At 39.2% G+C, this 25,823-nt stretch carries 23 protein-coding genes, 1 tRNA gene and 1 riboswitch; of the genes, 17 read left to right on the forward strand and 7 right to left on the reverse strand.

All coding sequences use genetic code 11. The annotated features are described in order from the left end of the window. From HCG69_RS19335 to HCG69_RS19355, 5 genes are all read left to right on the forward strand, one after another. On the forward strand, positions 1-2,771 hold a 2,771-nt coding region (locus HCG69_RS19335; protein WP_255586319.1), incomplete at its 5' end, for a TonB-dependent receptor. Positions 2,772-2,803: 32 nt separating this feature from the next. Further along, positions 2,804-4,243 carry a RagB/SusD family nutrient uptake outer membrane protein gene (locus HCG69_RS19340; protein ID WP_007483963.1) on the forward strand — a complete coding sequence of 480 codons (1,440 nt, stop codon included), beginning with the start codon at positions 2,804-2,806 and terminating at the stop codon, positions 4,241-4,243. Positions 4,244-4,261: 18 nt separating this feature from the next. After that, entirely contained in the window at positions 4,262-5,143 is an 882-nt protein-coding gene (locus HCG69_RS19345) for a Calx-beta domain-containing protein (protein ID WP_007483961.1), read from the forward strand. Between the two features lie 80 nt (positions 5,144-5,223). After that, complete coding sequence (locus tag HCG69_RS19350; protein WP_007483959.1) at positions 5,224-7,005, forward strand: M6 family metalloprotease domain-containing protein; 1,782 nt, start codon at positions 5,224-5,226, stop codon at positions 7,003-7,005. After that, a complete protein-coding gene (locus tag HCG69_RS19355; protein ID WP_007483957.1) occupies positions 7,002-7,643 on the forward strand; it encodes a hypothetical protein in 642 nt (213 codons plus the stop codon). Before HCG69_RS19350 ends, HCG69_RS19355 begins: the two co-directional genes overlap by 4 nt. 521 nt (positions 7,644-8,164) lie before the next feature. Here HCG69_RS19355 and HCG69_RS19360 read toward each other — a convergent pair. Genes HCG69_RS19360 through HCG69_RS19380 form a run of 5 tightly spaced genes read right to left on the reverse strand, consistent with a single transcriptional unit; the run spans position 8,165 to position 11,716 of the window. Continuing rightward, on the reverse strand, positions 8,165-8,809 hold the full coding sequence (locus HCG69_RS19360) for a MarC family protein (protein WP_002559196.1): 645 nt from the start codon (positions 8,807-8,809) through the stop codon (positions 8,165-8,167). Positions 8,810-8,867: 58 nt separating this feature from the next. Continuing rightward, positions 8,868-9,560 (reverse strand): YjjG family noncanonical pyrimidine nucleotidase, encoded by a 693-nt coding sequence (locus tag HCG69_RS19365; RefSeq protein WP_007483954.1) that lies wholly within the window; start codon positions 9,558-9,560, stop codon positions 8,868-8,870. After that, a complete protein-coding gene (locus HCG69_RS19370) occupies positions 9,560-10,417 on the reverse strand; it encodes a hypothetical protein (RefSeq protein WP_007483952.1) in 858 nt (285 codons plus the stop codon). Before HCG69_RS19370 ends, HCG69_RS19365 begins: the two co-directional genes overlap by 1 nt. Positions 10,418-10,452: 35 nt before the next feature. After that, complete coding sequence (gene rsmI / locus HCG69_RS19375) at positions 10,453-11,127, reverse strand: 16S rRNA (cytidine(1402)-2'-O)-methyltransferase (RefSeq protein WP_044095025.1); 675 nt, start codon at positions 11,125-11,127, stop codon at positions 10,453-10,455. A gap of 13 nt (positions 11,128-11,140) precedes the next feature. Next, on the reverse strand, positions 11,141-11,716 hold the full coding sequence (locus HCG69_RS19380; RefSeq protein ID WP_007483949.1) for a hypothetical protein: 576 nt from the start codon (positions 11,714-11,716) through the stop codon (positions 11,141-11,143). 113 nt (positions 11,717-11,829) lie between these two features. Between HCG69_RS19380 and HCG69_RS19385 the strand changes: the two genes are divergently transcribed. The 10 genes from HCG69_RS19385 to HCG69_RS19425 all read left to right on the forward strand — a co-directional run bounded on the left by HCG69_RS19385 (position 11,830) and on the right by HCG69_RS19425 (position 19,081). Further along, complete coding sequence (locus HCG69_RS19385) at positions 11,830-12,429, forward strand: thymidine kinase (RefSeq protein WP_002559191.1); 600 nt, start codon at positions 11,830-11,832, stop codon at positions 12,427-12,429. 13 nt (positions 12,430-12,442) lie between these two features. Then, positions 12,443-13,582, forward strand: coding sequence for an AI-2E family transporter (locus tag HCG69_RS19390; protein WP_002559190.1), 1,140 nt, complete (start codon positions 12,443-12,445; stop codon positions 13,580-13,582). 93 nt (positions 13,583-13,675) lie between these two features. After that, positions 13,676-13,748, forward strand: a tRNA-Lys gene (locus HCG69_RS19395). Positions 13,749-14,290: 542 nt separating this feature from the next. Further along, positions 14,291-14,968: an HNH endonuclease gene (locus HCG69_RS19400; RefSeq protein ID WP_007483885.1), complete on the forward strand. Its 678-nt coding sequence runs from the start codon at positions 14,291-14,293 to the stop codon at positions 14,966-14,968. Further along, entirely contained in the window at positions 14,965-15,345 is a 381-nt protein-coding gene (locus HCG69_RS19405) for a hypothetical protein (RefSeq protein WP_007483884.1), read from the forward strand. Before HCG69_RS19400 ends, HCG69_RS19405 begins: the two co-directional genes overlap by 4 nt. Continuing rightward, positions 15,342-15,608 carry a nucleotidyltransferase domain-containing protein gene (locus HCG69_RS19410; protein WP_007483883.1) on the forward strand — a complete coding sequence of 89 codons (267 nt, stop codon included), beginning with the start codon at positions 15,342-15,344 and terminating at the stop codon, positions 15,606-15,608. The genes HCG69_RS19405 and HCG69_RS19410 overlap by 4 nt, the downstream gene beginning before the upstream one ends. A 74-nt stretch (positions 15,609-15,682) precedes the next feature. Next, a complete protein-coding gene (locus HCG69_RS20790) occupies positions 15,683-15,808 on the forward strand; it encodes a hypothetical protein (protein ID WP_255346502.1) in 126 nt (41 codons plus the stop codon). A gap of 463 nt (positions 15,809-16,271) precedes the next feature. Continuing rightward, complete coding sequence (locus HCG69_RS19415; protein ID WP_007483882.1) at positions 16,272-17,210, forward strand: lysophospholipid acyltransferase family protein; 939 nt, start codon at positions 16,272-16,274, stop codon at positions 17,208-17,210. Continuing rightward, positions 17,210-18,565 (forward strand): MATE family efflux transporter, encoded by a 1,356-nt coding sequence (locus tag HCG69_RS19420; RefSeq protein ID WP_007483881.1) that lies wholly within the window; start codon positions 17,210-17,212, stop codon positions 18,563-18,565. Before HCG69_RS19415 ends, HCG69_RS19420 begins: the two co-directional genes overlap by 1 nt. A 276-nt stretch (positions 18,566-18,841) precedes the next feature. Beyond that, complete coding sequence (locus HCG69_RS19425) at positions 18,842-19,081, forward strand: hypothetical protein (protein WP_002559183.1); 240 nt, start codon at positions 18,842-18,844, stop codon at positions 19,079-19,081. A 137-nt stretch (positions 19,082-19,218) separates the two neighbouring features. Here HCG69_RS19425 and HCG69_RS19430 read toward each other — a convergent pair whose 3' ends face one another. Together HCG69_RS19430 and HCG69_RS19435 are read right to left on the reverse strand one after the other, a co-directional pair. Next, on the reverse strand, positions 19,219-21,636 hold the full coding sequence (locus tag HCG69_RS19430) for a glycoside hydrolase family 3 N-terminal domain-containing protein (RefSeq protein ID WP_229105882.1): 2,418 nt from the start codon (positions 21,634-21,636) through the stop codon (positions 19,219-19,221). Positions 21,637-21,824: 188 nt separating this feature from the next. After that, positions 21,825-22,727, reverse strand: a complete 903-nt coding sequence (locus HCG69_RS19435; protein ID WP_007483879.1) for a mechanosensitive ion channel family protein — start codon at positions 22,725-22,727, stop codon at positions 21,825-21,827. Positions 22,728-22,863: 136 nt separating this feature from the next. Continuing rightward, a riboswitch (TPP riboswitch) is annotated at positions 22,864-22,962 on the forward strand. Between HCG69_RS19435 and HCG69_RS19440 the strand changes: the two genes are divergently transcribed. Both HCG69_RS19440 and pnuC read left to right on the forward strand, forming a co-directional pair. Then, a complete protein-coding gene (locus HCG69_RS19440; RefSeq protein ID WP_221651393.1) occupies positions 22,960-25,233 on the forward strand; it encodes a TonB-dependent receptor in 2,274 nt (757 codons plus the stop codon). Its footprint overlaps the riboswitch before it by 3 nt. 17 nt (positions 25,234-25,250) lie before the next feature. Beyond that, positions 25,251-25,817: a nicotinamide riboside transporter PnuC gene (gene pnuC, locus HCG69_RS19445; RefSeq protein ID WP_195350822.1), complete on the forward strand. Its 567-nt coding sequence runs from the start codon at positions 25,251-25,253 to the stop codon at positions 25,815-25,817. Positions 25,818-25,823 lie beyond the last annotated feature (6 nt).

The raw sequence follows: 25,823 nt of genomic DNA on the forward strand, positions 1-25,823 counted from the left end.
CTTATATCGGAATGCAGACGCAAGAGGTGGCTATTAAACCGAATCTGAGAGTTGTACTTAAGTCTGATTCGCAGATGGTTGACGAAGTGGTAGTAGTTGCTTATGGTTCGGCTAAAAAAAGTTCGCTGACAGGATCTGTTGATATCGTAAAAGCAGAACAGCTAACCAAAGTGCCAGTAACCAGTTTTGACCAAGCATTGCAAGGTAAATCTGCAGGTGTTCAAGTTACCGCCGCTACAGGACGTCCGGGAGCAGGAGCAAATATCAAAATACGTGGAACAAGTTCCATTTCTGCCGGATCAGATCCATTATATGTAATAGATGGTGTACCTATGTCTTCTACGGATTTTGCATCTATAAATGCAAATGATATCGAGTACATGTCTATCCTAAAAGACGCCTCTGCAACAGCTATATATGGATCAAGAGGCTCTAATGGTGTTATTCTTGTTACCACCAAGAAAGGAAAAAGCGGAAAAACGACCTTTAGTATTCGGGCACAATACGGAATTTCAACTAAGACCACTGACAAGTTTGAAATGATGAATGCACAGGAGAAACTAACTTATGAAAGACAGTTAGGAAGCGGATATGGCGCTACAGGCGGTGCCAATGGTGGTGCAATGACAGACGAGGAAATTGCTGCTCACCCAAGTACAAACTGGGCAGATGAAATATTCCGTACCGGCGCAACTCAATTGTATGAATTGAACATGTCAGGAGGTAGTGAAAAGACTAAATTTTATATTTCCGGACAGTATTATGATCAAGATGCCATTGTTCCGGGATCATACCTTACAAGAGAAACAGCCCGTATCAATGTAGAACATACTGTAAGTGATCGCCTAAAAGTGGGAGTAGCAACTTCTGCCGGCATTTCTAAAGAAGGATTGTTAAGAACTGACCGTAATGCTTTAAATCCTTTCAACTATGTATATAGTGCTAACCCTTATGATGCACCTTTCAATGAAGATGGTTCTTATAATACAGATATTACAGTAGGAGGAGTACCATTAAATATCTTCGAAAATATCGATAACAATCCTTCATACATCAATCGTTTGAAAATTGTAGGAGCGTTCAATCTGGAGTGGAAAATCTGGGATGAAATTAAGTATGTAACTGTAGCCGGTGTTGACTTCAATCAAGCAATCCAGTACCAATATAATAAACCGGAATCTCAATTAAGTAACATATTGAGCCCTGATGGTCCTAAAGGTTATAGAAATGACAACTTTACTCAAAGAGCAACTTGGTTATGGACTAACATGTTGACTTACGAAAAAACATTCAACTCTGTACATGCAGTGAAAGCTGTAGTCGGTATGGAAGCACAGGCAAGTAAATACAGAAGAATTAATGCCATGGTAGAAGGATTTGCTACCGGAAAGCTGGATGCTATCAGCATTGGTTCAACTAATAAAGACGTGTTAGGTACAACTACTGAATGGAAAATGTTGTCTTATCTGGGTTCTGCCGGATATACCTATGACGATAAGTATATTTTAGATGTAGCTTTACGCCGTGACGGTTCTTCTCGTTTTGGTGCAGACAACCAGTTCGGTACTTTCTGGGCAGTCGGTCTGGGATGGAATATGGAAAGAGAAAGATTCCTGGAAAATATTGAGTGGTTAACACGCTTAAAAATCCGTGGTAGTGTAGGTACATCGGGTAATAACAATATCGGTGATTACGCAGCTCAAGGTGTATACGGTTATGGTAGTTATAACAGCGAATCGACAGCTTATCCAAGCCGATTGCCGAATCCCAATTTGTCATGGGAGAAGAGTATGCAGACCTCAGTCGGCTTGGATGCTTCTTTCTTTGACTCACGCCTGAGTGTGACTTTTGACCTTTACAAACGTAAAACAACAGATTTGCTTTTGGCAACCCGTCTTTCTATGACTTCAGGTTTCTCCAGCCGTATCGATAATGTAGGAGAAATGGAAAATAAGGGATATGAGTTAGCTATCAGTGGAGACGTTATCAGAACAAATGACTGGACCTTCAGCCTCAACGGTATGATTTCACAGAACAAGAACAAGGTTCTGAAATTATATGAAGGAAACGATATTACAATCGGCTGGAACAGCCTTGTAAGTGAAGGACATCCTATCAATGTATACAAAATGGTACGTTGGGCAGGAGTAAATCCGGCTAATGGTGATGCTCTCTATTATACCAAAGACGGTAAAATAACCAATGTATATAACTCTGACGACGCAGTAATCCTTGACGATAAAACTCCGGATCCTAAATACTTTGGTTCTTTTGGAGCCAAATTGGCTTATAAAGGAATTGAACTTAGTGGTGATTTCTACTTCTCGGGTGGTAATTATATCTATAATCATATTAATTTCTTTACTCAAAGCGATGGTTCAATGATAGACCAGAACCTTGATAAGAAACTCCTCTACAATCAGTGGACTAAACCCGGTGATATTACCAATATCCCTAAACAAAGTCTGAATAACCAAAGTTATCAATCAACCAGATATCTGGAAGATGCTTCTTACTTGCGTTTGAGGAACATAACCTTAGCTTATACCTTACCTAAAAGATGGTTAAAACCATTGCGTATGGAAAATCTCAGGATTTATGCACAAGGATTGAATCTATTCACAATCACTAATTTCTCTGGATTAGACCCGGAAGTAGGTGATTCACCTACAACAGGATTAGCTGCTACAGCCGGTCCCGCTGCATCTGTACTTGATTTCAGTTTCCCGGCAGCACGCACCATTATGTTTGGTATTGAGATAGGTTTCTAATAACACCTTTTAATTTGTAAAAAAGATAAAATATGAAATTATTAAAAAAAACAATAATACCCGTTGCAACTGTATTCGTTTTTGCAATGACAGGATGTGCTGATTTCTTAGATACTACTCCACATGATTCATTAAATAGTGATAATGCATTGGAAAGTATCGAAGACTTTGATAATACCACTAAAAGTGTGTATGAATCAATGCGTAGTCAATATTATACTGCTAATTTTATGCTAATGGTTCCGGATGTAATGTCCGACAACCTGGTACTGAACCGTAATGGCCGCCAGATATATAATGAATTCTCAGATTTCAGATATTATGCAGACACATATGGAATCAGTGGACTATGGAGTTCAGCATATAATGCCATCTTAGGTGCTAATGAGGTAATTACCCGCTTAGAGAAAGAAAACACTTTCCAGGGCAATGAGAAAACAATAAGCGACAATCTATTAGCAGAATGTTTGGCACTGAGAGGGTTGATACATTTTGACCTTGTACGTGCTTATGGAAAAGATTATAAAACTGCAAGCGATGGTGATCTTGGTGTAACTTACAAAGATTATACAGAAGTAGACCTTCCTTCCAGACATACAGTAAAATACGTTTATTCAAGATTGGTAGAAGATCTGGAAAACGCTAAAAAGTTAATGAGTGACAACTATAATAAAAGTGTAAACAGCCGATTGAACAAGAAATCTATCAGCGCTATTCTTTCTCGTGTGTATCTGACAATGGGCGAAGATGCAAAAGCTGTGTCGGCTGCTACAGATGCTATTGCCGGAGACGGCTCTGATATTGCAAGCATTAGTGATTTCTCCAAAATATTCACTACAAGCATGGAAGTTCCTGAGGTATTATTCCGTATTGCAATTACTGCCGATAATGGATACCTACCCGGTAATGATTGGGGACAGGGTAGCGAGTCTTCTTATATCGCTAATTACTCGGTAACTTATAGTTTGAATGAACTGTATAAATCTACAGACATCCGCCGGTCACAAATTAAACTTGTAAATGGAGGAGCATACAATGTAGTATGGAAATATAATAACGGAGGTAAATCTACAGGTTTGATTGATATTCCTATCATCCGTGCTTCAGAGGTATATCTGACACGTGCGGAAGCTAACTATAATTTGAAAAATTATGATGATGCCCTGTCAGACTTGAATCTGGTGAAAGAAAGACGTTATTCTGATTATGAAGAAGGAACCGAATCCGGAGCCGCTCTGGAAAAAGAAATTCAACTACAACGTCGTTTAGAGTTGGCTTTCGAAGGACATCGCTTCTTTGATTTGAAACGTAGACACGAAGACGTACAGAGAGATGGAAAGGGTTTTATGGCTGATGGTTCAGGAGTACCCTCTTCTACTCAGCATGTATCGGCAGATAGCCCGTATTACGTAATGCCGATTCCGCAGTCTGAAATCGACGCGAATAAGAATATGGTTCAAAACAAGTATTAACTTTCAAAGAATACATAAATGAAAAAACTAAAATATTTAAGTTTGATTGGCGGCTTGTTACTTGCAATAACATCATGCGACGACAATGAGCCTCAATCATTTCTTGCAGAAGATACTTTTGTAAGTTTTCCTGAGGCAACAGCTTCCATTGATGAAAATGCAACAGAAACAATTAAAATTCCAATTGCTCTGGCAGGATTACCTAATGGAGAGAAAGTAACTGTAAATGTAGCAGCAGTAACAGAAGGCGAAGCTGTTCCGGCTATTGAAGGTACTGATTTCAATATCAAAAACAAAACAATCGTTTTTGAAGAAGGTTTTGGAACTCAGTATATAGAAATTGAGGCAATAGACAATGATCTGTTTACAGGGAAAAAAACATTTAATTTGGTAATTGCGAGTACCGTACCAGTTTTAAAAGAAACTGTGCAAAATTCTGTCAGAGTAAGTATTATTGATGATGAGCATCCGTGGGCTGCTATCATTGGTACATACAGCATAACAGGTACTTCCGGATTTGATGGAACTGATGTAAGTATACCGGCAGTGGTTACTGCTTCTGATGATGACGTAAATGTCTTGAATCTTAATTTCGGTTATGGTACTTTGGCTACTATGAGTGTTGAAGAGGTAGAAGGTGAGATTATGATTTCTATCAAAGACAATCAGTACATCGGCCCAACACCTAAACCAACAGATAATTGGAACCGTTATTTCAGAGCAACTCATGTTGACGGTGAAGATTTATATACGTTAAATGCCTTAACGGGCATCTTTGAAGACGGAGTCATAACTTGTGAGTACGGATTGGGCTTCCAGGCTATCCATCCTACAACAGGAGCATCCGGCGGATATTTCACATTATTTGAAGACGGAATTGTATTTACTAAAGCAAAATAGCGGATTTTGTCTTATAAATAAATTTATTTGCAATAAGGTCACCTTTAGGGTGGCCTTATTTGCCTAAAAACAACTATATTATGAAAAAATATATATCTATAATCCTGCTATTATGCTATTGTTGCCTGTTAACGTATGCAGCCCCTTTCCGTTTTTTGGAGACGATTGTGACTCAGGCGGATGGAAGTCAATTAACTCTATATGCATCAGGAGATGAATTTTATCATTGGGTGCATGATAAAGACGGATATACTATTGTGCAAGCGGATGATGGTTACTGCTACTATGCAGTGAAAAACGATAAAGGTGAAATGGTCCCCTCCTCTTGCCGGGCAGACAAGGCATTACCCAAAGAGGTAAGTATCAATCCCTGGCTGAAGATTCCGAAAAAACGATATGAAGAACGGCGGGAGCAAATGCGAAATCAAGCTATAACAAGAGCTTCAAGGCCTCAATATGCATCTCATAAAAATCCATTAAATAATATTGTTATTTTCGTCTCTTTTCAGGATGTCACTACATTTTCAAAAAAAAGAACAGTATACGATAGCAGGTTCAACAGTACAACCTCTTCCAGTGGTTCCTTAAAAGATTATTATCAAGAAGTTTCATATAGTAGCCTTGATATAACTTCTCATTTCTATCCTAAAGCCGCTGATCTAGAAACTAAAACTGACGGATATATTGACTTTCATAAAAGAGGGTTCTATCGTCCTTATAACGCAACAACCAATCCGGATGGGTATAGAACAAGTGATGAATCGACAAATAGAGAACATAATTTAATTGTAAATGCCATTGATGCTGTAAAAGCTTCTATTGAAGAAGATTTCACTCCGGAAGAATTGGATAATGACAATGACGGTTATATAGATAATGTATGTTTTGTTGTTCAAGGAAACAGTGATGGCTGGAGTGACTTATTATGGGCACATCGCTGGTCATTATACACCAAAGAATGTTATATTCATGGCAAACGCGTGATGGATTATGTATTCCAACCCGAAAATCAAGTAACTATAAATACACTTTGCCATGAAATGTTTCATGCATTGGGAGCACCGGATTTGTATCATTATAGCGAAGAGAGCAAAAATCTGGATCCTGTAGGCAGTTGGGACCTGATGAACAGTGGTTGGTGCCATATGGGTGCCTATATGAAATGGAGATATGCAGGACAAAGTTGGATAAAAGAGATGCCAACCATCACACAACCTGGTACCTACACTTTACTTCCGTTGTCACAAAGTGCAGAAAACAGTTGCTATAGAGTGAACTCCACCAATCCCAATGAATATTATGTATTGGAGTACAGGAAGAAAGAGGGACGTTATGAAAAAAATCTGATCCGTTCCGGATTACTTATCTATAGAATCAATACAACAGTTAAAGATGGAAATCGTAACGGACCACCGGATGAAGTATATATCTATCGTCCATTTGGTTCATTAACAGAAAATGGTTTCCTGGATGAAGCTGCCTATCAAACTAACTCAGGAGCCGTTATGACAGATAAAACTTTTCCAAAACCTTTCTTGTCAGATGATTCTGATGGTGGTTTAAGAATAACTAATGTAATTATGGAAGATGACAAATTAACATTTGATATAAATTCCATTCCAACAGGTCTTGAAAATCTTTCAGACAATAGAAAAATACAGTTATTGTTTAATGAGGGAATACTGTATGTAACAGCGGATACGAATGTTGACCATATCATAGTAGTAGACATCTCTGGAAAAATTCTGGAAGATGTTAAAAACGTTACCCAGCTCTCATTAAAACATCTCTCGAAAGGTACTTATATTGTGTCTGTTTTATCCGGAAATGACATATACAAACGAAAAATATTTATAGAATGAAAATAACCTATATTGGCTTGATTATCTTATTGTCAGGTATTTCTATCAATACTAAAGGGCAAAATACAAATCATCATTTTATATTTGATCAGTTCAGAGAGGCTACCGTCTTATACAAGAATCAAAAAAGGACACATGCCACTCTTAACTACAACAAGGCTACAGAAGAGATGATTTACACCTCGCAAGAAGGGAAAAATATGGCGCTGTATCCGATAGATCAGATTGATACCATATATTTTGATAAACGAAAGTTTATCCCGGTGGATAATCGGTTTTATGAGGTTCTCACACAAGATAGATATACTTTATATGCTTCCTATCGTTGCCGTATGAGTGTCCGGGCACAAAATATCGGTTATGGTACTTCTTCAACCACAGCTATTGATAATATCTCGTCACTAAATACATCCGGTGAAATATATCAATTGAAATTACCCGAAAACTATAAAGCAGAGCCTTATGTTTGGTATTATATTGAAATAGCTAATGAATTGAATAAGTTCTCTAAAGCCAAAGAATTAATAAAGTTATTCCCTGATTTAAAAAAGGAAATAACATCATTCATAAAAGAGAACCGAATAAAAAACAGTACTCAGGATATAGTTGAAGTAGTTCAATATATATCCGACTTATAATTTGAAAAAATGAGTGGGACGCATTTGATAATGGAATATTCAGTAAATATTCCTAAAGATGATACGTCCCACTTTCGTACAACATTAATATTGATTTCCAACTAACTAGTAAAATGCTCGAAAGTCTGTACTTACCACAGGTACAGACTTTCGAGCTATATTAAACATTGCCACTCATCCCAAAAACATTATCCGGAACAATAGAAATAGTCTCGTTCGTCAAATACGTTTGTTAATATCGTTAATGTACTTTTTTAACAGTAAGGATTTACTTTACAAGAATGTACACTTTAACATACCAAGAGTGTACAATATAGTGTGGCAAAAGTGTACAATTAACACTCGCATAAATGTACACTCTTACCTGCCTTTAAGCAAGAGGTCTGTATGCGCTATAAATCAAGAGATTACATAAGGAAAAACATTCTAATCCTGCCTCACATCTCTTCTTAAAAAAATCTTGTAATTACTTTTTTGACAATCATGCATCCATCGGATGATCTTAACAACAATGCAATTCCCTACATCATTCCTTCTTTCAATATCCCGACTAAAATAGGTCTTAATCCACTGACAAAACACTCCACAGCAATCACCATCAGGATAAGTCCCATTAAACGCATCATTACATTATTGCCCGTTTCACCTAAAACTTTAACCAACCGGGTTGAAGCACGAAGAATGAGAAAAGTAATAAAGTAAATCAATGCAATCATCCCTATCAGGACACTTTTCATTTCGATAGTGTGAGAATCCTCCATCAGCACAATGGCATTGGCAATGGCACCCGGTCCACACAACATCGGAATAGCTAAAGGGGTAATCGAAATATCATCGGCATAAGTTTTAATCTCTTCGTCTTTCAATTTCATAGGCGTATAACGCGCCTGCAACATATCAAAACCAATCTTAAAAATAATGACCCCACCAGCAATACGGAATCCATTGGTAGAGATACCGAAAAATTTAAAAAGGAGTTGCCCTGCAAACACAAAGACCATAAGGGTAAGAAAAGATACAATCGTGGCACGCCGCACAATTGCACGCCGCTCTTTATCCGTCATTCCATGTGTCATCGTCAGAAATACAGGCATCGTACCCAAAGGATTTGTCAACGTAAAAAAGGAGGTAAAACACAGTAAAGCAAAAGGCAAAAGAGTTTCCATAACAGTTGTATCTTTATACGTTATTTTTCAACGCAAAAGTACGACTTATCTATAAATACTACAATATTTCCAACAAATCTTTCAGGTCTTTCAGTTGATAAGTGGGCTGGAAAGGAAATTCGGTGCGACCGGAAACATTGTAAAAGGCCTGGTGCATCCCTACCCCATTGGCTCCTACGATATCGGCCTCCCAACTATCCCCGATCATCAATGATTCACGCAACTCTGATTGAGTAGCCGAAAGTGCAAAATGAAAGATCTGCGAAGCTGGTTTCAAAAGCCCAATGTCATCTGAAAGAATTACTTTTTTAAAATAAGATTCAATTCCCCCGGAACACATTTTACGGTATTGAAGCTCCCGAAAGCCATTGGACAAAATATAAAGATTATAACGCGAAGCCAAATTATCAAGTACCTCCTTCGCATGAGGCATCAACCGTCTTTTAGTTGGGATAACAGCAAAAAAGTCATCCGAATATGCTTTCGCTAAAGCAAAATCGCCAGCGCCCACTGCCGCAAGAGGATACAGAAAGCGCTGACGATTGAGTTCCTCTTTGGTGATCTGACCGTTACCATATTCCATCCACAATTCTATATTACGCCGTTGATAAAGCGAATAGAAATGCTCAAAGGAATCAAAGAAAGCATCCAGCTTATACTTATAATACATCTCTTCGAATGTATCACGTGCATTTGCCGAAAATGCCCAAAGTGTATCGTCTAAATCAAAAAAGAGATTTTTATACTTCATTATTTAACCTGGATAACTAAATATCTGGATACACTCCAAAATTCTTTTGGATTTGTAATCTTCAAAGTCAGTTGTCCCTTATCGTCTTTTACCAATTCATAAGAACCGGCAGGATGAGTAGTTAATAACTCTGCACGTTTTGAATACAATTTAATTTCTTTAGTAGTACGGATATCAATCTGAGTAAAATAATCTTTATTGAAATCTGCATTTTTCAATACATCACCACTTTGAAGAATCTTTTGAGACTTCAATTCTGATTTCGTTCCAAATACAAACCATGCAGCGTTGATTGCTTTATCCTGTTCTGCCACAGTCTTAGCTTTCGCTTCATTTTCAGCAGCAAGAGACTCTTTATCAGCAGCAAGGCCACTAACAGCAGCATCCAATTCCTGAATACGGATATTTTTAGAAGCAAGTTCAGCCTGCAATTCTTCGATACGTTGTTGTTTAGCAACCAACTCCTGAGTTAAAGACTCAACCGCTTTCTTCAGCTGAGCAGAATTGTTCTTACTACTCTTCAACATAGCCTGCAATTTAGCAATCTGAGCTTTGTTCTCTTCCATTTGTTTAGTGATGAATTCAATATCAGAAGCAATCTGCTGTTTTGCAGATGATGAATTTTCTGTTATTGTGCCACGTTGCAAGTCTACACGGCTCTCAGCATCGTTTATCTGGCGGAAACCTTCCTGAATTTCATTGAATGTTCCCATCATTTCGTCCAACTCGGCATTACGCTGTGTCAGTTCTATCAATAAAGAATCATTTTCAGCTTTAAGGTCTTTACTACCACCTTTAAAACCATCACACGAAGCCAACATGGCTGCGCATACAATTAAAACTGCTAACTTTTTCATACGTTTACGTTTTTACGTTTTTTAAATGAAGTTATTTAATCGTCTATTCCTGCAATTACAATTACTATCTCGCCACGAGGATCAGTCTCGGTAAAATGCTCGATTAGTTCAGTCAAATTACCCCGAACAGTCTCTTCATGGACTTTAGAAATCTCCCGGGACACACTGGCCTGACGTTCCGGACCAAAATATTCCGCAAACTGCGTCAATGTTTTCAACAAACGATGGGGAGATTCATAAAATACCATCGTACGGCGTTCCTCTACCAGAGACTTCAGCTTCGTCATACGCCCCTTTTTCTGGGGAAGAAAGCCTTCAAAACAAAACTTCTCGTTGGGCAATCCTGAAGCCACCAATGCCGGAACAAAAGCTGTTGCACCAGGTAAACATTGTACTTCAATGCCATTACGCACACATTCGCGTACTACAAGAAATCCCGGATCAGAGATACCAGGCGTACCAGCATCCGAAATCAAAGCCACCGTTTCACCAGCCTTTATTCTATTAACAACGCTCTCCACCGTTTTATGTTCATTAAACTTGTGGTGAGATTGCATTGCATTCTTTATTTCAAAATGTTTCAGCAATATTCCGGAAGTACGTGTATCCTCAGCCAGAATGAGATCAACCTCCTTCAGTATCCGGATAGCCCGAAAAGTCATATCCTCCAGATTTCCTACCGGCGTGGGTACTACGTATAATTTTCCCATATTCATTATCCGATTAATTAAAATACTTTTTGAGAAGTTCCTGGAAATCAATCATAGCCTCATTCTCTTCATCAACATTTACCTTTGAATACAGAAAAGCAATGGCAGTATCCAAAGAACTCATCTCAGAGATCTGCTCTATAACCCGATTCATCTGCTCACTATCACCATTAAATAATTCACGTGAAAAACGGAAAGAATCATTCAAACTAATAGATCGCCGTAAGTCCGTCACTGGTCTGATACGCTCTCCCAATATAGATCCTGCAGAAACATTTTTTATTGTCTCCTGCACCTCTATTTGTGATTGAGATTCTACTACTTGTAAAGTCTCTTTTTCTTCTTCCACCTCTTCGAGAATAGTTTCCTCTATCTCTTTTTCTGTTAGAATGGGTTGAATATTCTCTCCTTCAACAGGTTTCTGTACAGTATCCAGCTCTGTCAACATCTGGTCCAACCGGTCACGCATTTGCAGAATATTCCGCTTCAACACTTCGCGTAAGGTCCCATTAGGCTCACGTTCGAAAGCCTTCATCAGGTACTTTAACTCCTGAATATCCAGTTCTATGTTGGTCAATAGTGCTTGCATAGCCTTCTTGTTTACCTTTTTGTAGATGCCGCAAATGTAGAAATAAATAATGAAAAAACATCAGAAAGCGAACAAAAGTGTTATTTTTGCAACCAAATATAACACACTAAATCATGGTATTATTTTCAGAAGATCACATACAGGAAACTAGAAGAAGAGGAAGAATAGAAGTTATCTGCGGCTCCATGTTTTCGGGAAAAACAGAGGAATTGATACGTCGTCTCAAACGTGCTAAGTTTGCTCGCCAACGTGTAGAAATTTTCAAACCTTCTATTGATGTGCGCTATTCTGAAGCCGATGTCGTTTCACATGACAGTAACGCAATCTCCTCTACTCCTATTGATTCGTCAGCCAGTATATTATTATTCACATCTGAGATTGATGTAGTAGGTATAGATGAAGCACAGTTTTTCGACAGCAGTCTGATCGATGTATGTAATCAACTGGCAAATAATGGGATAAGAGTAATCATTGCCGGACTGGATATGGATTTTAAGGGTAATCCTTTTGGCCCAATGCCCGGACTGTGTGCCATAGCCGATGAAGTTTCAAAAGTACACGCCATTTGTGTTAAGTGCGGCCAATTGGCTTCCTTTTCACATCGAACTGTAAAAAACGACAAGCAAGTAATGTTGGGAGAAACAGCCGAGTATGAACCCTTGTGCCGCGAATGCTATTTGCGTGCTTTAGAAGAAGATAAAGAAAAAGGATAAAAAATCAATAAATATGGAAAGGAAGAAAATAACATTCGACAGCTTTATACGTGGTTCAATCTGTTGTATTCTTATTGTTGGAGTATTAATGCTGGTTGAAAGGCTGAGCGGAGTATTGTTACCTTTCTTTCTGGCATGGCTCATTGCTTATTTAATTTATCCGTTAGTCAAACTTTTCCAATACAGGTTACGTTTAAAAAGCCGGGTACTTTCTATCTTTTGTGCATTATTCTCCATTACAATAGTTGGAGTTACCGCTTTTTACTTTCTGGTACCTCCACTGTTAGAAGAATTTGGAAAAGTGAAAGATCTTTTGGTCATGTACTTCACCCATGGTATAGCCGACAATTCAAATGTGCCGAAAAGCCTTGCCGATTTTATTCAGGAAAATATAGACATGAATGCCTTGAGCCGTATTCTCAGCGAAGAAAATATAGTCAACGCTGTAAAGAGTACAGTGCCTAAGCTTTGGATGCTGTTATCTGAATCTATAAACTTCTTATTTAGTATTCTGGCGTCTTTTATCATCCTATTATATGTAGTGTTCATCTTATTGGATTACGAGTCTATTGCCGAAGGCTGGATACACTTACTACCTGCTAAATATCGTACTTTCACTACCAACCTCATTAAAGATGTCCAGAATGGTATGAATACTTATTTCCGTGGGCAAGCCCTCGTGGCTCTCTGTGTAGGTATATTATTCAGTATCGGTTTTCTCATTATAGATTTTCCAATGGCTATCGGATTAGGGTTATTTATCGGTGCTTTAAACATGGTCCCCTATCTTCAGATTATTGGTTTCCTGCCTACGATCATGTTAGCCATTCTTAAAGCGGCCGATACCGGACAGAATTTCTGGATAATCATTGCTTCGGCCTCAGCTGTATTTATAGTTGTTCAAATTATCCAGGATACATTTATTGTTCCCAAAATTATGGGAAAGATAACCGGATTAAATCCTGCCATTATTCTACTCTCACTTTCTATTTGGGGATCATTGATGGGAATGTTAGGTATGATTATAGCACTCCCACTAACAACATTGATGCTCTCTTATTATCAACGTTTCATTATTAACAGAGAAAGAATAAGTGAATCAAATCTGGAATATACTGAGGATCAGCAACGTGAAGAAGAAATTGAAAAATAGTACAAACTTTTTTATAGCTTTTGCTTGCAAATATAAAAAAAGTCACTACCTTTGCACCCGCAATCAGGAAATAACTGATTTGCAACAAGGATTGATTCGCTAGCTCAGCAGGTAGAGCACAACACTTTTAATGTTGGGGTCCTGGGTTCGAGCCCCAGGCGGATCACTGAAACAACAAGAAAAATCAAGCAAATCCCTGATAATCAGATATTATCAGGGATTTCTTTTTTTTGGCAGATAGCAAAAATAGCCGTTTCAAGTATATTATCGGTGGATAAATCGTGGGACTAAAATTTAATCGAAAAATCTCCAAACCGTATGTAACTGCGAACATAATTCATGCGTAAAGTATTTATAGTATCTGAAACCAACAAGCTACATTGTTCTAAAGAACAAATATGTCACCATAAGATTCTGTTCCAACAGACAGAACAACGATTTAAAAAGCCATTCGGCTACCAACGGGAACTGTACCATATCTTTTAAATACTACAATGCTATGAAGAACAGAAGAATCCCCGGCCAACTCAACATACAAGAACAATAAATCTCCGATAAAAGAAGAAAGACAGATATATAGAACTAAATTAGACTGTTTTACAAATAATTGCTACTTTTGCGAATATTAGTGTTATGTTATTCTTACTGTATATTATATACTTTGGATAACTTATTGCATCAATCTCGAAATTATGCATATTTCTTAATATGAGTATAAGTACAGAAGTTAAAAGAAAGTTATGGGCCTCTTCAGGAGGCTACTGTGGCAAGCCAGATTGTCATGCAGACTTATTCCCATTTTTTGAAAGTGGAGAAATAACAAATATAGAAGAGCTTGCACACATTATAGGACAAAGGGAAAATGGACCAAGGGGCAAAAATAATTTACCCATAAGTCAGCGAGATGAATTTGAAAATATAATACTGCTATGTCCAACTTGCCATACAACTATTGACAAAAACCCACAGCTATTCCCTAATGATACTATAAAACAATGGAAAAAGAACCATGTGGAAAGTATCAAAAATCTTTTTCATGCACCCAAATTTGATTCACGAAAAGAAGCAGCGAAATACCTAAGACTATTATTTGCAGAGAATAAGGCAATATTTGATAAATATGGTCCTTACTCTGAAAATGCGAAAACGAAGCCGATGGAAACCGAATTTATGTGGGAAAAGCTATCGATACAAAAGTTATTACCCAATAATAGAAAAATAGAGTCAACAGTTGAACAGAATCAAGAACTTTTAAGGGATAATGAATTCGGTTTATTTATAGAATTTAAATTGCATAGAGCAGGTTTTGAGTACAATAAAATTTCCGGAGATGTAAATTCTACAGTTCCGACCTTTCCAATTGACTTTGAAAATATATTTCAATGAGAGAAAAAAACATAGAAAAAGTCGCTCCATCAAGTAAAACCTTTTTTAAGAATGGTATGAATGGGCATTCAGCAGTAAGATGTATTACTGATTTAGGAAACAACATGTATCTAATAAACAGAACCGACAATAAACCAGATATTAAGGTTTTAGTAGCTGATATCTACATTGCAGGCGAAGCTGATATACTTGAAATCAGCTCTAATTTGCATGATATAGATTGTATTGTCCTAATTGGATTTTATAATCGGTACTCAAATGAAGCCAAAAAATTGGCCAAATCAATGAATGTAGGTTTATTTAACTATAGAGAGTTCTTTGGAGCTATCCATTATAGTGGCAATGCTTTTATTGATTATACACAAAAGGAAAGATGATTAAATTAAGTATTCCCCCTCAAAAACACTTTGACCATTACCTTTTTGGATCGATTTTATACTCAGAGAATCCTTCTGATATTGATATTGCAATAATCTATGACAAAAAATTTATCAGCTTACAAGACGCTATTCACTATCGGCACAAATTGATTGAAAGGCTGTCTGAGTTTACACCGTTAGAAATTGACACAATCCTTCTTTCAAAAGAAGAAGAAATTGAAGTTGAATTTTTATCAAATGCTAAACACCTAAAGATTTAAGACTACGTATTACACACGGTTTGTCGGTAACCTCGGACAGAATATTACGTAAAGTATGTATGACTCAATAGGATATGCTTTCTGAGATTCCCGAATTACCTGACACTGAATTCCGTGGAAGTAATATTGCCTGGTTAAGAGACGGTTCTGTAAGTGGCTCTCTGGATTTCTTTTCATTGGCAGTCACAGAGACCTTTTAAAACCCGGTGAAATGCAGTACGTTTAAGTGAGAATTTTCTCTGTCGTTTACAAGTGCTATTATACTCCGTATCCTACATTAAACAAGATACAGAGTATAGTAGTAGAAGTGTAATCACTAAAAAAGACTAAAAAAGGTGCTTCGGAATTTGGTTGTCACAGAAACAATGCCCAACTTTGCACCGCAAAACAAGAATAAACATATAATTCCTCATCGGAGGGCATTATGTACAACGATAGTGCCGGATAAGATGAATGGTAGAAAAATCATTCATTTTATCCGGCACTTTCTTTATCAAAGAACGAACCAGAGTGAAAATTAAATATTGAAAGATATGGAAATAGTAAGTAGTAAAAAGACAAAGTTAGCGAAACCAGGTTTTGTATTTATCCAAACAGTGGTAATGAAAACACTGTATTCTGTTCCACACAACTTTATGTATAACCATCTAAATATATAGAATTATGAATATCTTGTACTCAACGACCTATCTGATCTGCTATACGATATCCATACTTCCTTACTGGGTTTTATATCGGATATCCGACATTCTTTACGTTCTACTCTATCATCTTATTAAATACAAGAGAAAAATCGTTCGCAATAACCTTCATATATCTTTTCCTCATAAGGAAAAGCATGAAATTCTTACCATAGAAAAAGAATTCTATTCCTTTCTATGCGATCAGTTTGTTGAGACTATCAAGCTATGCTCCATCTCAGAGAAAGAAATAAGTAAACGCATGCTTTTTGAAGGACTCCCTGAAATGCTAAATGGACTAAAAAATGAAAACAAGAATTTTGCTTTTCTCTATATGAGCCATTATGGTAACTGGGAATGGTTATCACTGCTCGCAACCAAAGTACATAAGCAAAACTCACAGATAGTCAACGGATATATCTATTATCCTTTGAAGAACAAGGTGTTTGATAAAATACTCTTTAAACTGCGGAATCGATTCGGTGGAAAAAGTATCACGATAAAAGAGACTATCCAACGAATCATTGAATTAAAAGAAAATTCCCGGAAAGCAATAATCGCTTTTGTATCCGATCAGGCACCACTATGGAGTGGGAAATACCATTGGAGTAACTTCTTCCAGTGGGAAACCCCGGTGGTTACCGGTGCCGAACAAATAGGAAAACATGTGGACGCACTCATCTTTTATGCAGAGATGGAGCGCATCAAAAGGGGATATTACCGATGCAAAATTAGTCGTATGATAGACGATATACAGCAATATGCTGACTACGAAGTAACCGACTTATTTATGAGCAAACTAGAACAATCCATACATAAAGCTCCATCATACTGGTTGTGGACACATAACAGATGGATACGTACCCGGGAAGAAATTATGGTCTGGTACAAAAGAATTATACATAAAAAAGAAAACGTTTGATGAAAGAGTTAAATCTGACACAAGGCAGCGTACCTAAAGTACTATTACAATTTGCAGTACCTTTTCTAATAGCGAATATACTACAGGCACTCTATGGAGGGGCCGATCTTTTTGTTGTGGGTCAATATGACGACTCGGCAAGTGTGGCAGCCGTAGCTATCGGCAGTCAGGTAATGCAAACCATTACGGGAATTATCCTCGGCATTACAACAGGCACTACCGTACTGATCGCTATAGCGACCGGCTCAAAAGACAACCGGCAGGTAGCTTCCACAATCGGATCATCCGTGTGGTTGTTCTCAATTATCGGGGTTGTACTAACCCTGACAATGACACTTTACCACAGTCAGATAGCCGAATGGATGCATACTCCATCCGAAGCAATGTCTGATACAAAAAGTTATATTCTGGTCTGCTCAACCGGTATTCTGTTTATTGTGGGATACAACGTTGTATGTGGTATCCTACGTGGTTTAGGCGATTCAAAAACTCCACTTTATTTCGTAGCATTGGCGTGTGTTATCAATATTGTTCTCGACTTTATATTAGTCGGATATTTCCATCTTGGAGCTACTGGAGCAGCCATTGCCACCGTAACGGCACAAGGAGTCAGTTTTGCCACCGCACTTTGGTTCCTTTACCGAAAAGGGTTTCATTTTGAGTTTACACGACGTGATATCCGGCTAAACAGAAGTTTATCGAAGAGAGTTCTGACATTGGGGGCTCCCATTGCATTGCAGGATGCCCTCATCAATACCTCATTTCTATTAATTACCGTTATCGTAAACCAAATGGGGGTTATCGCATCAGCATCTCTGGGTGTTGTCGAAAAAATCATCGTATTCGCGATGTTACCTCCAATGGCCATATCATCTGCAGTAGCAACGATGACAGCACAAAATTATGGAGCCGGACTTGTACAGAGAATGAATCAATGTCTTCTCTCCGGAATAGGGTTCGCCCTTATCTTCGGAGTAACAGTTTGCCTATATTCGCAATTCCTGCCAGAAACACTTACGGTATTTTTCACCAAAGACCCTATGGTAGTAGCAATGGCCGCTGAGTATCTGAAGGGATATAGTATCGACTGTGTCATCGTTAGTTTCGTGTTCTGCATCAATTCTTATTTCAGCGGACAAGGAAACTCAATATTCCCTATGATTCATAGTTTAATAGCCACTTTCCTGTTTCGCATCCCACTCTCATACTGGTTCAGTCAAATAGACAGTTCCTCATTATATATTATGGGATTTGCACCACCTATATCAACAGTTGTATCCTTACTGATATGCATCTGGTATTTGAGATATACAAAAAACAAACGTTTGAAAGAAGGTATAATAACAGCCATTTAAACAACTTTATTAACAGCTTATCCTGGTTATTCACAACATTACTCATTACTATTGTTCATAAAGTATGAATAACCGATAGAAGATTCGGATAATCAAGAGATTACCCTGTTAATAACTTTGTTTAAACACTGATTTTCCTCGCAATAAACGGTGAGAGTCGCGCATATAAAACCGATGAATCAACCCAATTGCCCAGTGATACATTACCCCCGATGAACTGAACTTTCTTCATTGCTGGTATGTTATAACAATATAAACATTAAAAACATTGCGGTTATGGAAAAATATCTAATTCACAGTAACGAGCTGCACCTGATTGATAAGGCAAAAATCCATCAGGCTGTAGAAAAGATGGTAGAATCTCTCGACATGGCAGCAGGGTCAACTTCTTGTTTCGACTTGTACAAAGTAGTGGAAACCTATTTTACAGACCTGGATAAACGGAAAAAGATGAACCATCTCCTGGGTATCACAGATACAGCCGAAGAGATAGAAGAAGAATTTGGAGTATGCTAACTTAATAAAAAATATCAGTACATATAAAGAAAAAGAGTCTTTAAAAAACTTTATACACTCAATAAAAAAACAGCGTCATGAAGATTGCCATAATCTTCATGACGCTGTTTTTTCATATCCTATACCATCCGTTTTTATTACTCGATGAGCGTAAACTTCTTTTTAAGACGAATATCCTCCGAACTGGCTCCCACGCGTACTTCAAATGTACCCGATTCAACTGTCCATTCCATATTCCGATCAAGTAGTTCCAAATCTGCGGGTTTCAGGGTGAAATGCATACGTTTCGTTTCATTGGGTTGCAATAAAACGCGTTGGAAACCACGCAAACGCGAATCATAAGTCACTACACTACTAACCAAATCACGTACATAAAGCTGCGCCACTTCCTCTCCTGCATATTTTCCTGTGTTGGTAATGTCAAAAGAGATCTGTACTTCACCTTGTGTCCCTTTGGCAGGAGCTGTCACTTCAAGATTACTATAAGCAAAAGTTGTATAGCTAAGTCCATAACCGAAAGGATACAAAGCCCCCAGTACCCGTGTACTTCCGCTACCATTGGGGCCGGATGAAGGTTGAGTACCATGTGATCCTTTCTTAAACGGGAAGTTTAATTCAATCTGCCCTACTGATTTTGGAAAAGTAACGGTCAGTTTACCTCCCGGATTATAATCACCAAACAGCGTTTCTGCAATAATCTTCCCACCCTGGAAACTCGGGAACCAGGCCTCAAGAATAGCCGGCAAATTCTGATCTTCCCAATTGATAGTAAGTGGCTGACCATTGATAAGTACCAGTACTACCGGTTTCCCTGTGGCATGCAGTGCTTGCAAAAGTTCACGTTGGCGCCCAGGTAACTCAAGAGAGGTACGAGAGCGGCTCTCTCCTACCCGGTATTCGTCTTCACCCATCACGGCAATGATCACGTCGGCAGACTGTGCCTCTGAAACAGCCTTATCCATATCCGCCACTTCCTCTGCTGTAAGTACTGCCGGCAATACTTCACTGGCAGGCCATTCTTTATCTATGATATTACACCCCTTTGAGTAAACAACTTCCACATCTCCTTTTAAATAGTCTTTGATACCCTGAAGTACAGTAATCGTTGGCAAACCATTCGGACCATAGCGGCTAATCATAAAGTTATCTTCATCTGCTAATGGCCCGGTAACCAATACTTTCTTTATCTCTTTCTTATTTAATGGTAACAGTTGTCCATCGTTTTTAAGTAAGACCAAAGACTGACGTTGCATCTCCTTTACAAATTCCGAATGCTTGTCTGCACCTGCCACTTCATCCGCCTCTTTCGGATTATCCCGGTAAGGAGCATCAAACAACCCCAGACGAAACTTCACTGCCAACACTTCACTTACACGCTTGTCAATCGTTGCCATTGATATCTTGTTTTCTGCCAGCAAACGACGAATAGGCAAGATGAAATCAGCCGGAGGTGTAAAATGAGTACGCACATTCAATCCCGCTTCCAACACCTGTCGTACAGCTTCGTCATAATCTTCGGCTACCTGATGCTTGGTATGCACAAATTCCACTGCCTGGCTATCGCTCACCACGTATCCGTCAAAGCCATATTCTTCACGCAATAACTTTGTCAGGAAATAGTAACTTGAAGTCACCGGCTCTCCATTCCAATCATTATAACTACTCATCACCCCCATCGGATGCGATTGTTGTATCACATGTTTAAAAGGATACAGATAAATTTCGTGCAACTCACGGGGAGTAACATGAGGATCGGTCCGGCAGTTTCCATCCCGGCCACCTTTAGGACTACTGTATACAGCAAAGTGCTTCAGAGTAGCTGCCACTCCCTGTGACTGAATGCCATCTACCATTTGCACACCCAGTTCGCCAATAAGATAAGGATCTTCTCCATAACATTCCAGTGTACGCCCCCATCTCGGATCACGCACCACATCAAGAATAGGCGCATATACATTGGTATATCCTAATACGCGAGCTTCTTTACCCACAATTTCTCCCGCTTCACGTACCAGTTCTGTATTCCAGGTACTTCCAATCGCTATCGGAGCCGGAAGCGGTGTTGCTTTTGTATGATTAAGTCCATGAATACCCTCATTAGAGAAATCAACAGGAATGCCCAAACGGGTCTCTTCAATAAACCAACGCTGAGTTTCATTGATAGCCTTTACATGATTGGAAAAAGGAACAATAAGATGGGGTACCCGTTTGGCACCTCTACCTACCCCGTTGAGTTGTTCATCGATATTCGCAATACCATCTTTCCAGATAGCTTCTTTCCAGGCAGGAGTAGGCAAAGAGTCTTTCAGAACACGCCCAAAGCCATAGAGTGTAGCAAGCTGACAACTTTTCTCTTCTATCGTCATCTGTGAAAGTAAATCCTTTACTCGCTTCTCAACAGGTTGCGAAGGGTCTTCAAAGATATCTTTCACACCATTTTTATTAAAATCAATCCATCCTTTTTTATAGATTGATTTGGAGGACGACTGTGCAGAAACAACTGAAACGCACTGCCCAGTCCAAGCAATGCATACTAAAAGAAGTAATTTTTTCATATTTATTATATAAGAGTTTGACCGCCTGCAAGACGGATAGGCTGCAAATATAATAATTAATTCCAATTCACCTATAATCAAGATATTACATTTTGTGTGCGCCCACACATGTTATAAAACAATAAACGGTGAACAAACTGTGTTATCCACAGTTGTTCACCGTCCATGATTTATCGTTCACTATCTATTTAGTTCCCCTGATGTACAGTAAGTTGCGGGAATGGAAAATTGATACCCTTTTCATTGAAGGTATTGTAAATAGCCTTATTGATATCAAAGTAAACGCCCCAATAATCAGAGGTTTTCACCCATACACGGATCACAATATTGACACTGCTTGCATCCAGTGCATGAAGAGCTATAAAAGGCTCCGGAGTATCCAGTATACGATTATCGGCAGCCAGTACTTCACGTACCACACGGTCTACTTTATCATAATCTTCACCATAATCCACACCAACGACCCACTCCACACGACGGGTTTCCTGCGTATTATAATTCGTCACTACGCCACTACTCAACGCACCATTCGGTACGTAAACCAATTTATTATCTCCCGTAGTCAGAATGGTATGGAATATCTGTATTTCTCTTACTGTACCCGAGAAGTTCTGACTCTCAATCCAGTCACCTACCTTATAGGGTTTAAACAATAAAATCACCAGTCCCCCTGCAAAGTTCTGAAGATTACCGGATAATGCCATACCAATAGCCACACCGGCAGAGGCCAGTAACGCTGCAAATGAGGTAGTCTCCACACCCAATGCACCAACGACTGAAATAATCAAAAGTATCGTCAACAAAATATTTACAAGACTCTTGACAAATGTCTTGATGCTCACATCTACATGCCGCTTGTCCATCATCCGGGCAGCCAATTTGTTCAGCATCGATACAAGGAAGCGTCCTACGATAAAAACAAGCACCGCTTTCAGGATACTTCCACCGGCACGTACACCTGCGTCTATAAGTTGTTGGGTTATAAGAGATATTTTGTCAAGACCTTCAGCATTAGCAATAGCCTGGTCCAGATTGTCGGCGGCAACCTGCAGAGAATCAGTTACAGCCTGAGTAATTTGTAATAATAGCATAATTAGTTTTTTGTTTTGAGTAAATAATTTGAGTCTGTTAATTCAATCATAACAAGTTACAAAGTTACTTTGTTTTAAGTAAATATAAAAGTTTTTTTTGCTTTCCTCATCCGAAAGCGCTAATTTTGCCAACGATTTCACAATACAGGGGTGCCTTAACATGACGGGCTGAGAACATACCCATAGAACCTGAACCGGGTAATGCCGGCGTAGAGAACGAATAAATTACACAATGAAAAAGAATCTATCAGCTGTTGCCTTTCTAATGGCAGCCAGCATCAACATCTTTGCACAAACAAGCGCCAAAGATAGTTTGAGAGTAGTCAACCTGCAAGAGGTGCAGATAGTATCCACCCGTGCCACTTCTAAAACTCCGGTGGCATACAGCAATATTTCTAAAAAGGAGATCCGAAAACAGAACTTCGGACTTGACCTGCCTTTTCTGTTAACGACCACCCCATCGGTACTTACCACCTCGGATGCCGGAAGCGGAGTAGGCTATACCAGTATTCGTGTGCGCGGTACAGACGCCACGCGTATCAATATTACAGCCAACGGCATTCCAATGAACGATGCAGAGAGCCATTCCATCTTTTGGGTGAATACCCCCGACCTGGCTTCTTCACTCGAAGATATGCAAATCCAACGCGGAGCAGGCACATCGACTAATGGTGCCGGAGCATTTGGCGCAAGTATCAATTTGCGTACTGCCGGCATTCCTTCCAAAGCATACGCTGAGGTTTCCGGTTCTTACGGATCATTCAATACGCATAAGGAGACGGTTAGCGTAGGTTCCGGGTTGATAGGCAATCATTGGGCCTTTGATGCACGCGTATCGAATATACAGAGTGACGGATATCGCGACCGTGCCACATCAGATTTGAAGTCGTACTTCCTGCAAGGAGGATATTACGGTGAAAATACGACCCTGAAGTTTATCACTTTTGGCGGCAAAGAGAAAACCTATCATGCCTGGGACGGTATCAGCCGGAAACAATTGGAGACTGACCGTACCTATAACCCCAACGGAGCCATCAAAGACGACAACCTGAACAAAGGAAACACCATAGGATTTTATGACGACCAGACGGATAATTATAATCAGACGAACTATCAGTTAATATTCAATCACCTGTTTTCTTCCGAATGGAATCTGAACATTGCCCTGCATTACACAGATGGTTTCGGATATTACCAGGAGTATAAGAACGGACGGACACTGGAAGAGTACGGACTAAAACCATTCTACCTCCCCGGAAACACAGAAGCGCAAACGAAGACCAATCTGGTACGCCAAAAGCTCGTAGACAGCGGCTTTGGCGGCGGCGTATTTTCTGTTGATTATAAAAACGAGAAGTTAAATGCCTCTCTGGGTGGAGGCTTGAATCGTTATAGCAACGATCATTATGGCAAAGTGATCTGGGTAAAGAATTATACTGAAGCGCTGAATCCGGATCATGAATACTATCGCAACAATGGTAGTAAGACAGACGGAAACATCTATGTCAAAGCCAATTATCAAATAGCCGGAGGATTGCATGCTTATGCTGACCTGCAATATCGCTACATCAATTACAAGATAACGGGAGACAATGATAAATGGGATTGGACTGCAGAACCCGGACATCTCCAACGCCTGAACGTAAACGAGCACTTCAGTTTCTTCAATCCTAAAGCCGGCTTATTCTGGCAATTCAACCCATACCACAGCGCTTATGCTTCTTTTGCCGTAGCCCAGAAAGAGCCTACACGTAATAACTATACCGACGGACTATTCGAAAAACTTCCCCATCCGGAAAAAATGTTAGATTATGAATTAGGATATACTTTCCGCAACAGTTGGTTCACTGCCGGAGTGAACCTGTATTATATGGACTATACCGACCAACTGGTACTAAATGGAAAAGTAAATGATATCGGCGAGGCAATGGCAGAAAATGTCAAAGACAGTTACCGCATGGGAGTAGAGCTCTCTTTAGGCGCCCGTATCACCGACTGGCTACGCTGGGATATCAACGGGACATGGAGTAAAAACCGCATTAAGAATTACACCGGTTATGTGAGTGACTATGATGACAACTGGGATGAACTTTACACCCAAACAGCTATTTATGCGGGGAATACTCCCATTTCTTTTTCTCCTTCGTTTATGGGAAACAGCCTGATCGATTTTAATTATAAAGGTTTCGATGCATCCTTGCAATCACAATACGTCAGCCGTCAGTATCTCGACAATTTCGGTTTAGAGGAGAACTCACTCGATCCATCTTTTGTGAGTCATCTTAGTTTAGCTTACAGTTTCAAACTGCCTTCTGTGAAACAAATCACTGTCGGTGCCACTATCTATAACCTCTTTAACACGAAGTACGAAACCAACGGATACTCGCAGAATGCCGCTGTTTATGAAGGAGGAGATAAGAATCAAAAAGCTGTTCTCTCCTACGACCCACGTTTTTATCCGATGGCAGGAACCAATGTACTGGCGCACATAGCAATTAGATTTTAAATAAACCAAGTACAACCATGAACTACCTTGAAATCATTGGTACCCTCATTGGGTTGCTCTATCTTTGGTTAGAATACCGGGCAAGTATTTATCTGTGGATAGCAGGTATCATAATGCCTGCCATCTATATTTTTGTGTATTACAGAGCCGGACTATACGCCGATTTTGGTATCAATATCTATTATCTTCTCGCAGCGGTTTATGGCTGGCTGGTATGGAAGTACGGCAATAAGGCGCACGAAAAAGCAGAGTTACCCATCACGCACATTCCGTTAAAGTATCTTCCTGCTCTGATGGCTGTATTCATTATCACCTTCATAGGTATCGCCCTGATACTGATTAACTTTACCGACAGTAATGTTCCCTGGCTCGACTCATTTACTACTGCACTGAGTATCATCGGTATGTGGATGCTTGCCCGTAAATATGTAGAACAGTGGTGGGCATGGATACTGGTAGACGTGGTATGCTGCGGCCTCTATATCTACAAAGATTTGTATTTCACTTCCGGACTCTACGGACTTTATTCAATAATCGCTATCTTTGGCTTCCTTAAATGGAAAAAAATGATGCCTAAACCATAACTCCGG

It is taken from the genome of Bacteroides sp. K03 (assembly GCF_019734355.1).
Lineage (GTDB): Bacteria > Bacteroidota > Bacteroidia > Bacteroidales > Bacteroidaceae > Bacteroides > Bacteroides nordii.

Bases quoted from the DNA above. Each gene is read 5' to 3' on its own strand.
- HCG69_RS19390 (WP_002559190.1), top strand. From the start codon at position 12,443: ATGGAAAGGAAGAAAATAACATTCGACAGCTTTATACGTGGTTCAATC.
- HCG69_RS19365 (WP_007483954.1), bottom strand. From the start codon at position 9,560: ATGAAGTATAAAAATCTCTTTTTTGATTTAGACGATACACTTTGGGCA.
- HCG69_RS19405 (WP_007483884.1), top strand. From the start codon at position 14,965: ATGAGAGAAAAAAACATAGAAAAAGTCGCTCCATCAAGTAAAACCTTT.
- HCG69_RS19400 (WP_007483885.1), top strand. From the start codon at position 14,291: ATGAGTATAAGTACAGAAGTTAAAAGAAAGTTATGGGCCTCTTCAGGA.
- HCG69_RS19345 (WP_007483961.1), top strand. From the start codon at position 4,262: ATGAAAAAACTAAAATATTTAAGTTTGATTGGCGGCTTGTTACTTGCA.
- HCG69_RS19430 (WP_229105882.1), bottom strand. From the start codon at position 21,636: ATGAAAAAATTACTTCTTTTAGTATGCATTGCTTGGACTGGGCAGTGC.
- rsmI (WP_044095025.1), bottom strand. From the start codon at position 11,127: ATGGGAAAATTATACGTAGTACCCACGCCGGTAGGAAATCTGGAGGAT.
- HCG69_RS19380 (WP_007483949.1), bottom strand. From the start codon at position 11,716: ATGCAAGCACTATTGACCAACATAGAACTGGATATTCAGGAGTTAAAG.
- HCG69_RS19355 (WP_007483957.1), top strand. From the start codon at position 7,002: ATGAAAATAACCTATATTGGCTTGATTATCTTATTGTCAGGTATTTCT.
- HCG69_RS19420 (WP_007483881.1), top strand. From the start codon at position 17,210: ATGAAAGAGTTAAATCTGACACAAGGCAGCGTACCTAAAGTACTATTA.
- HCG69_RS19425 (WP_002559183.1), top strand. From the start codon at position 18,842: ATGGAAAAATATCTAATTCACAGTAACGAGCTGCACCTGATTGATAAG.
- HCG69_RS19435 (WP_007483879.1), bottom strand. From the start codon at position 22,727: ATGCTATTATTACAAATTACTCAGGCTGTAACTGATTCTCTGCAGGTT.
- HCG69_RS19370 (WP_007483952.1), bottom strand. From the start codon at position 10,417: ATGAAAAAGTTAGCAGTTTTAATTGTATGCGCAGCCATGTTGGCTTCG.
- HCG69_RS19340 (WP_007483963.1), top strand. From the start codon at position 2,804: ATGAAATTATTAAAAAAAACAATAATACCCGTTGCAACTGTATTCGTT.
- HCG69_RS20790 (WP_255346502.1), top strand. From the start codon at position 15,683: ATGCTTTCTGAGATTCCCGAATTACCTGACACTGAATTCCGTGGAAGT.
- pnuC (WP_195350822.1), top strand. From the start codon at position 25,251: ATGAACTACCTTGAAATCATTGGTACCCTCATTGGGTTGCTCTATCTT.
- HCG69_RS19350 (WP_007483959.1), top strand. From the start codon at position 5,224: ATGAAAAAATATATATCTATAATCCTGCTATTATGCTATTGTTGCCTG.
- HCG69_RS19385 (WP_002559191.1), top strand. From the start codon at position 11,830: ATGGTATTATTTTCAGAAGATCACATACAGGAAACTAGAAGAAGAGGA.
- HCG69_RS19360 (WP_002559196.1), bottom strand. From the start codon at position 8,809: ATGGAAACTCTTTTGCCTTTTGCTTTACTGTGTTTTACCTCCTTTTTT.
- HCG69_RS19415 (WP_007483882.1), top strand. From the start codon at position 16,272: ATGAATATCTTGTACTCAACGACCTATCTGATCTGCTATACGATATCC.
- HCG69_RS19440 (WP_221651393.1), top strand. From the start codon at position 22,960: ATGAAAAAGAATCTATCAGCTGTTGCCTTTCTAATGGCAGCCAGCATC.
- HCG69_RS19410 (WP_007483883.1), top strand. From the start codon at position 15,342: ATGATTAAATTAAGTATTCCCCCTCAAAAACACTTTGACCATTACCTT.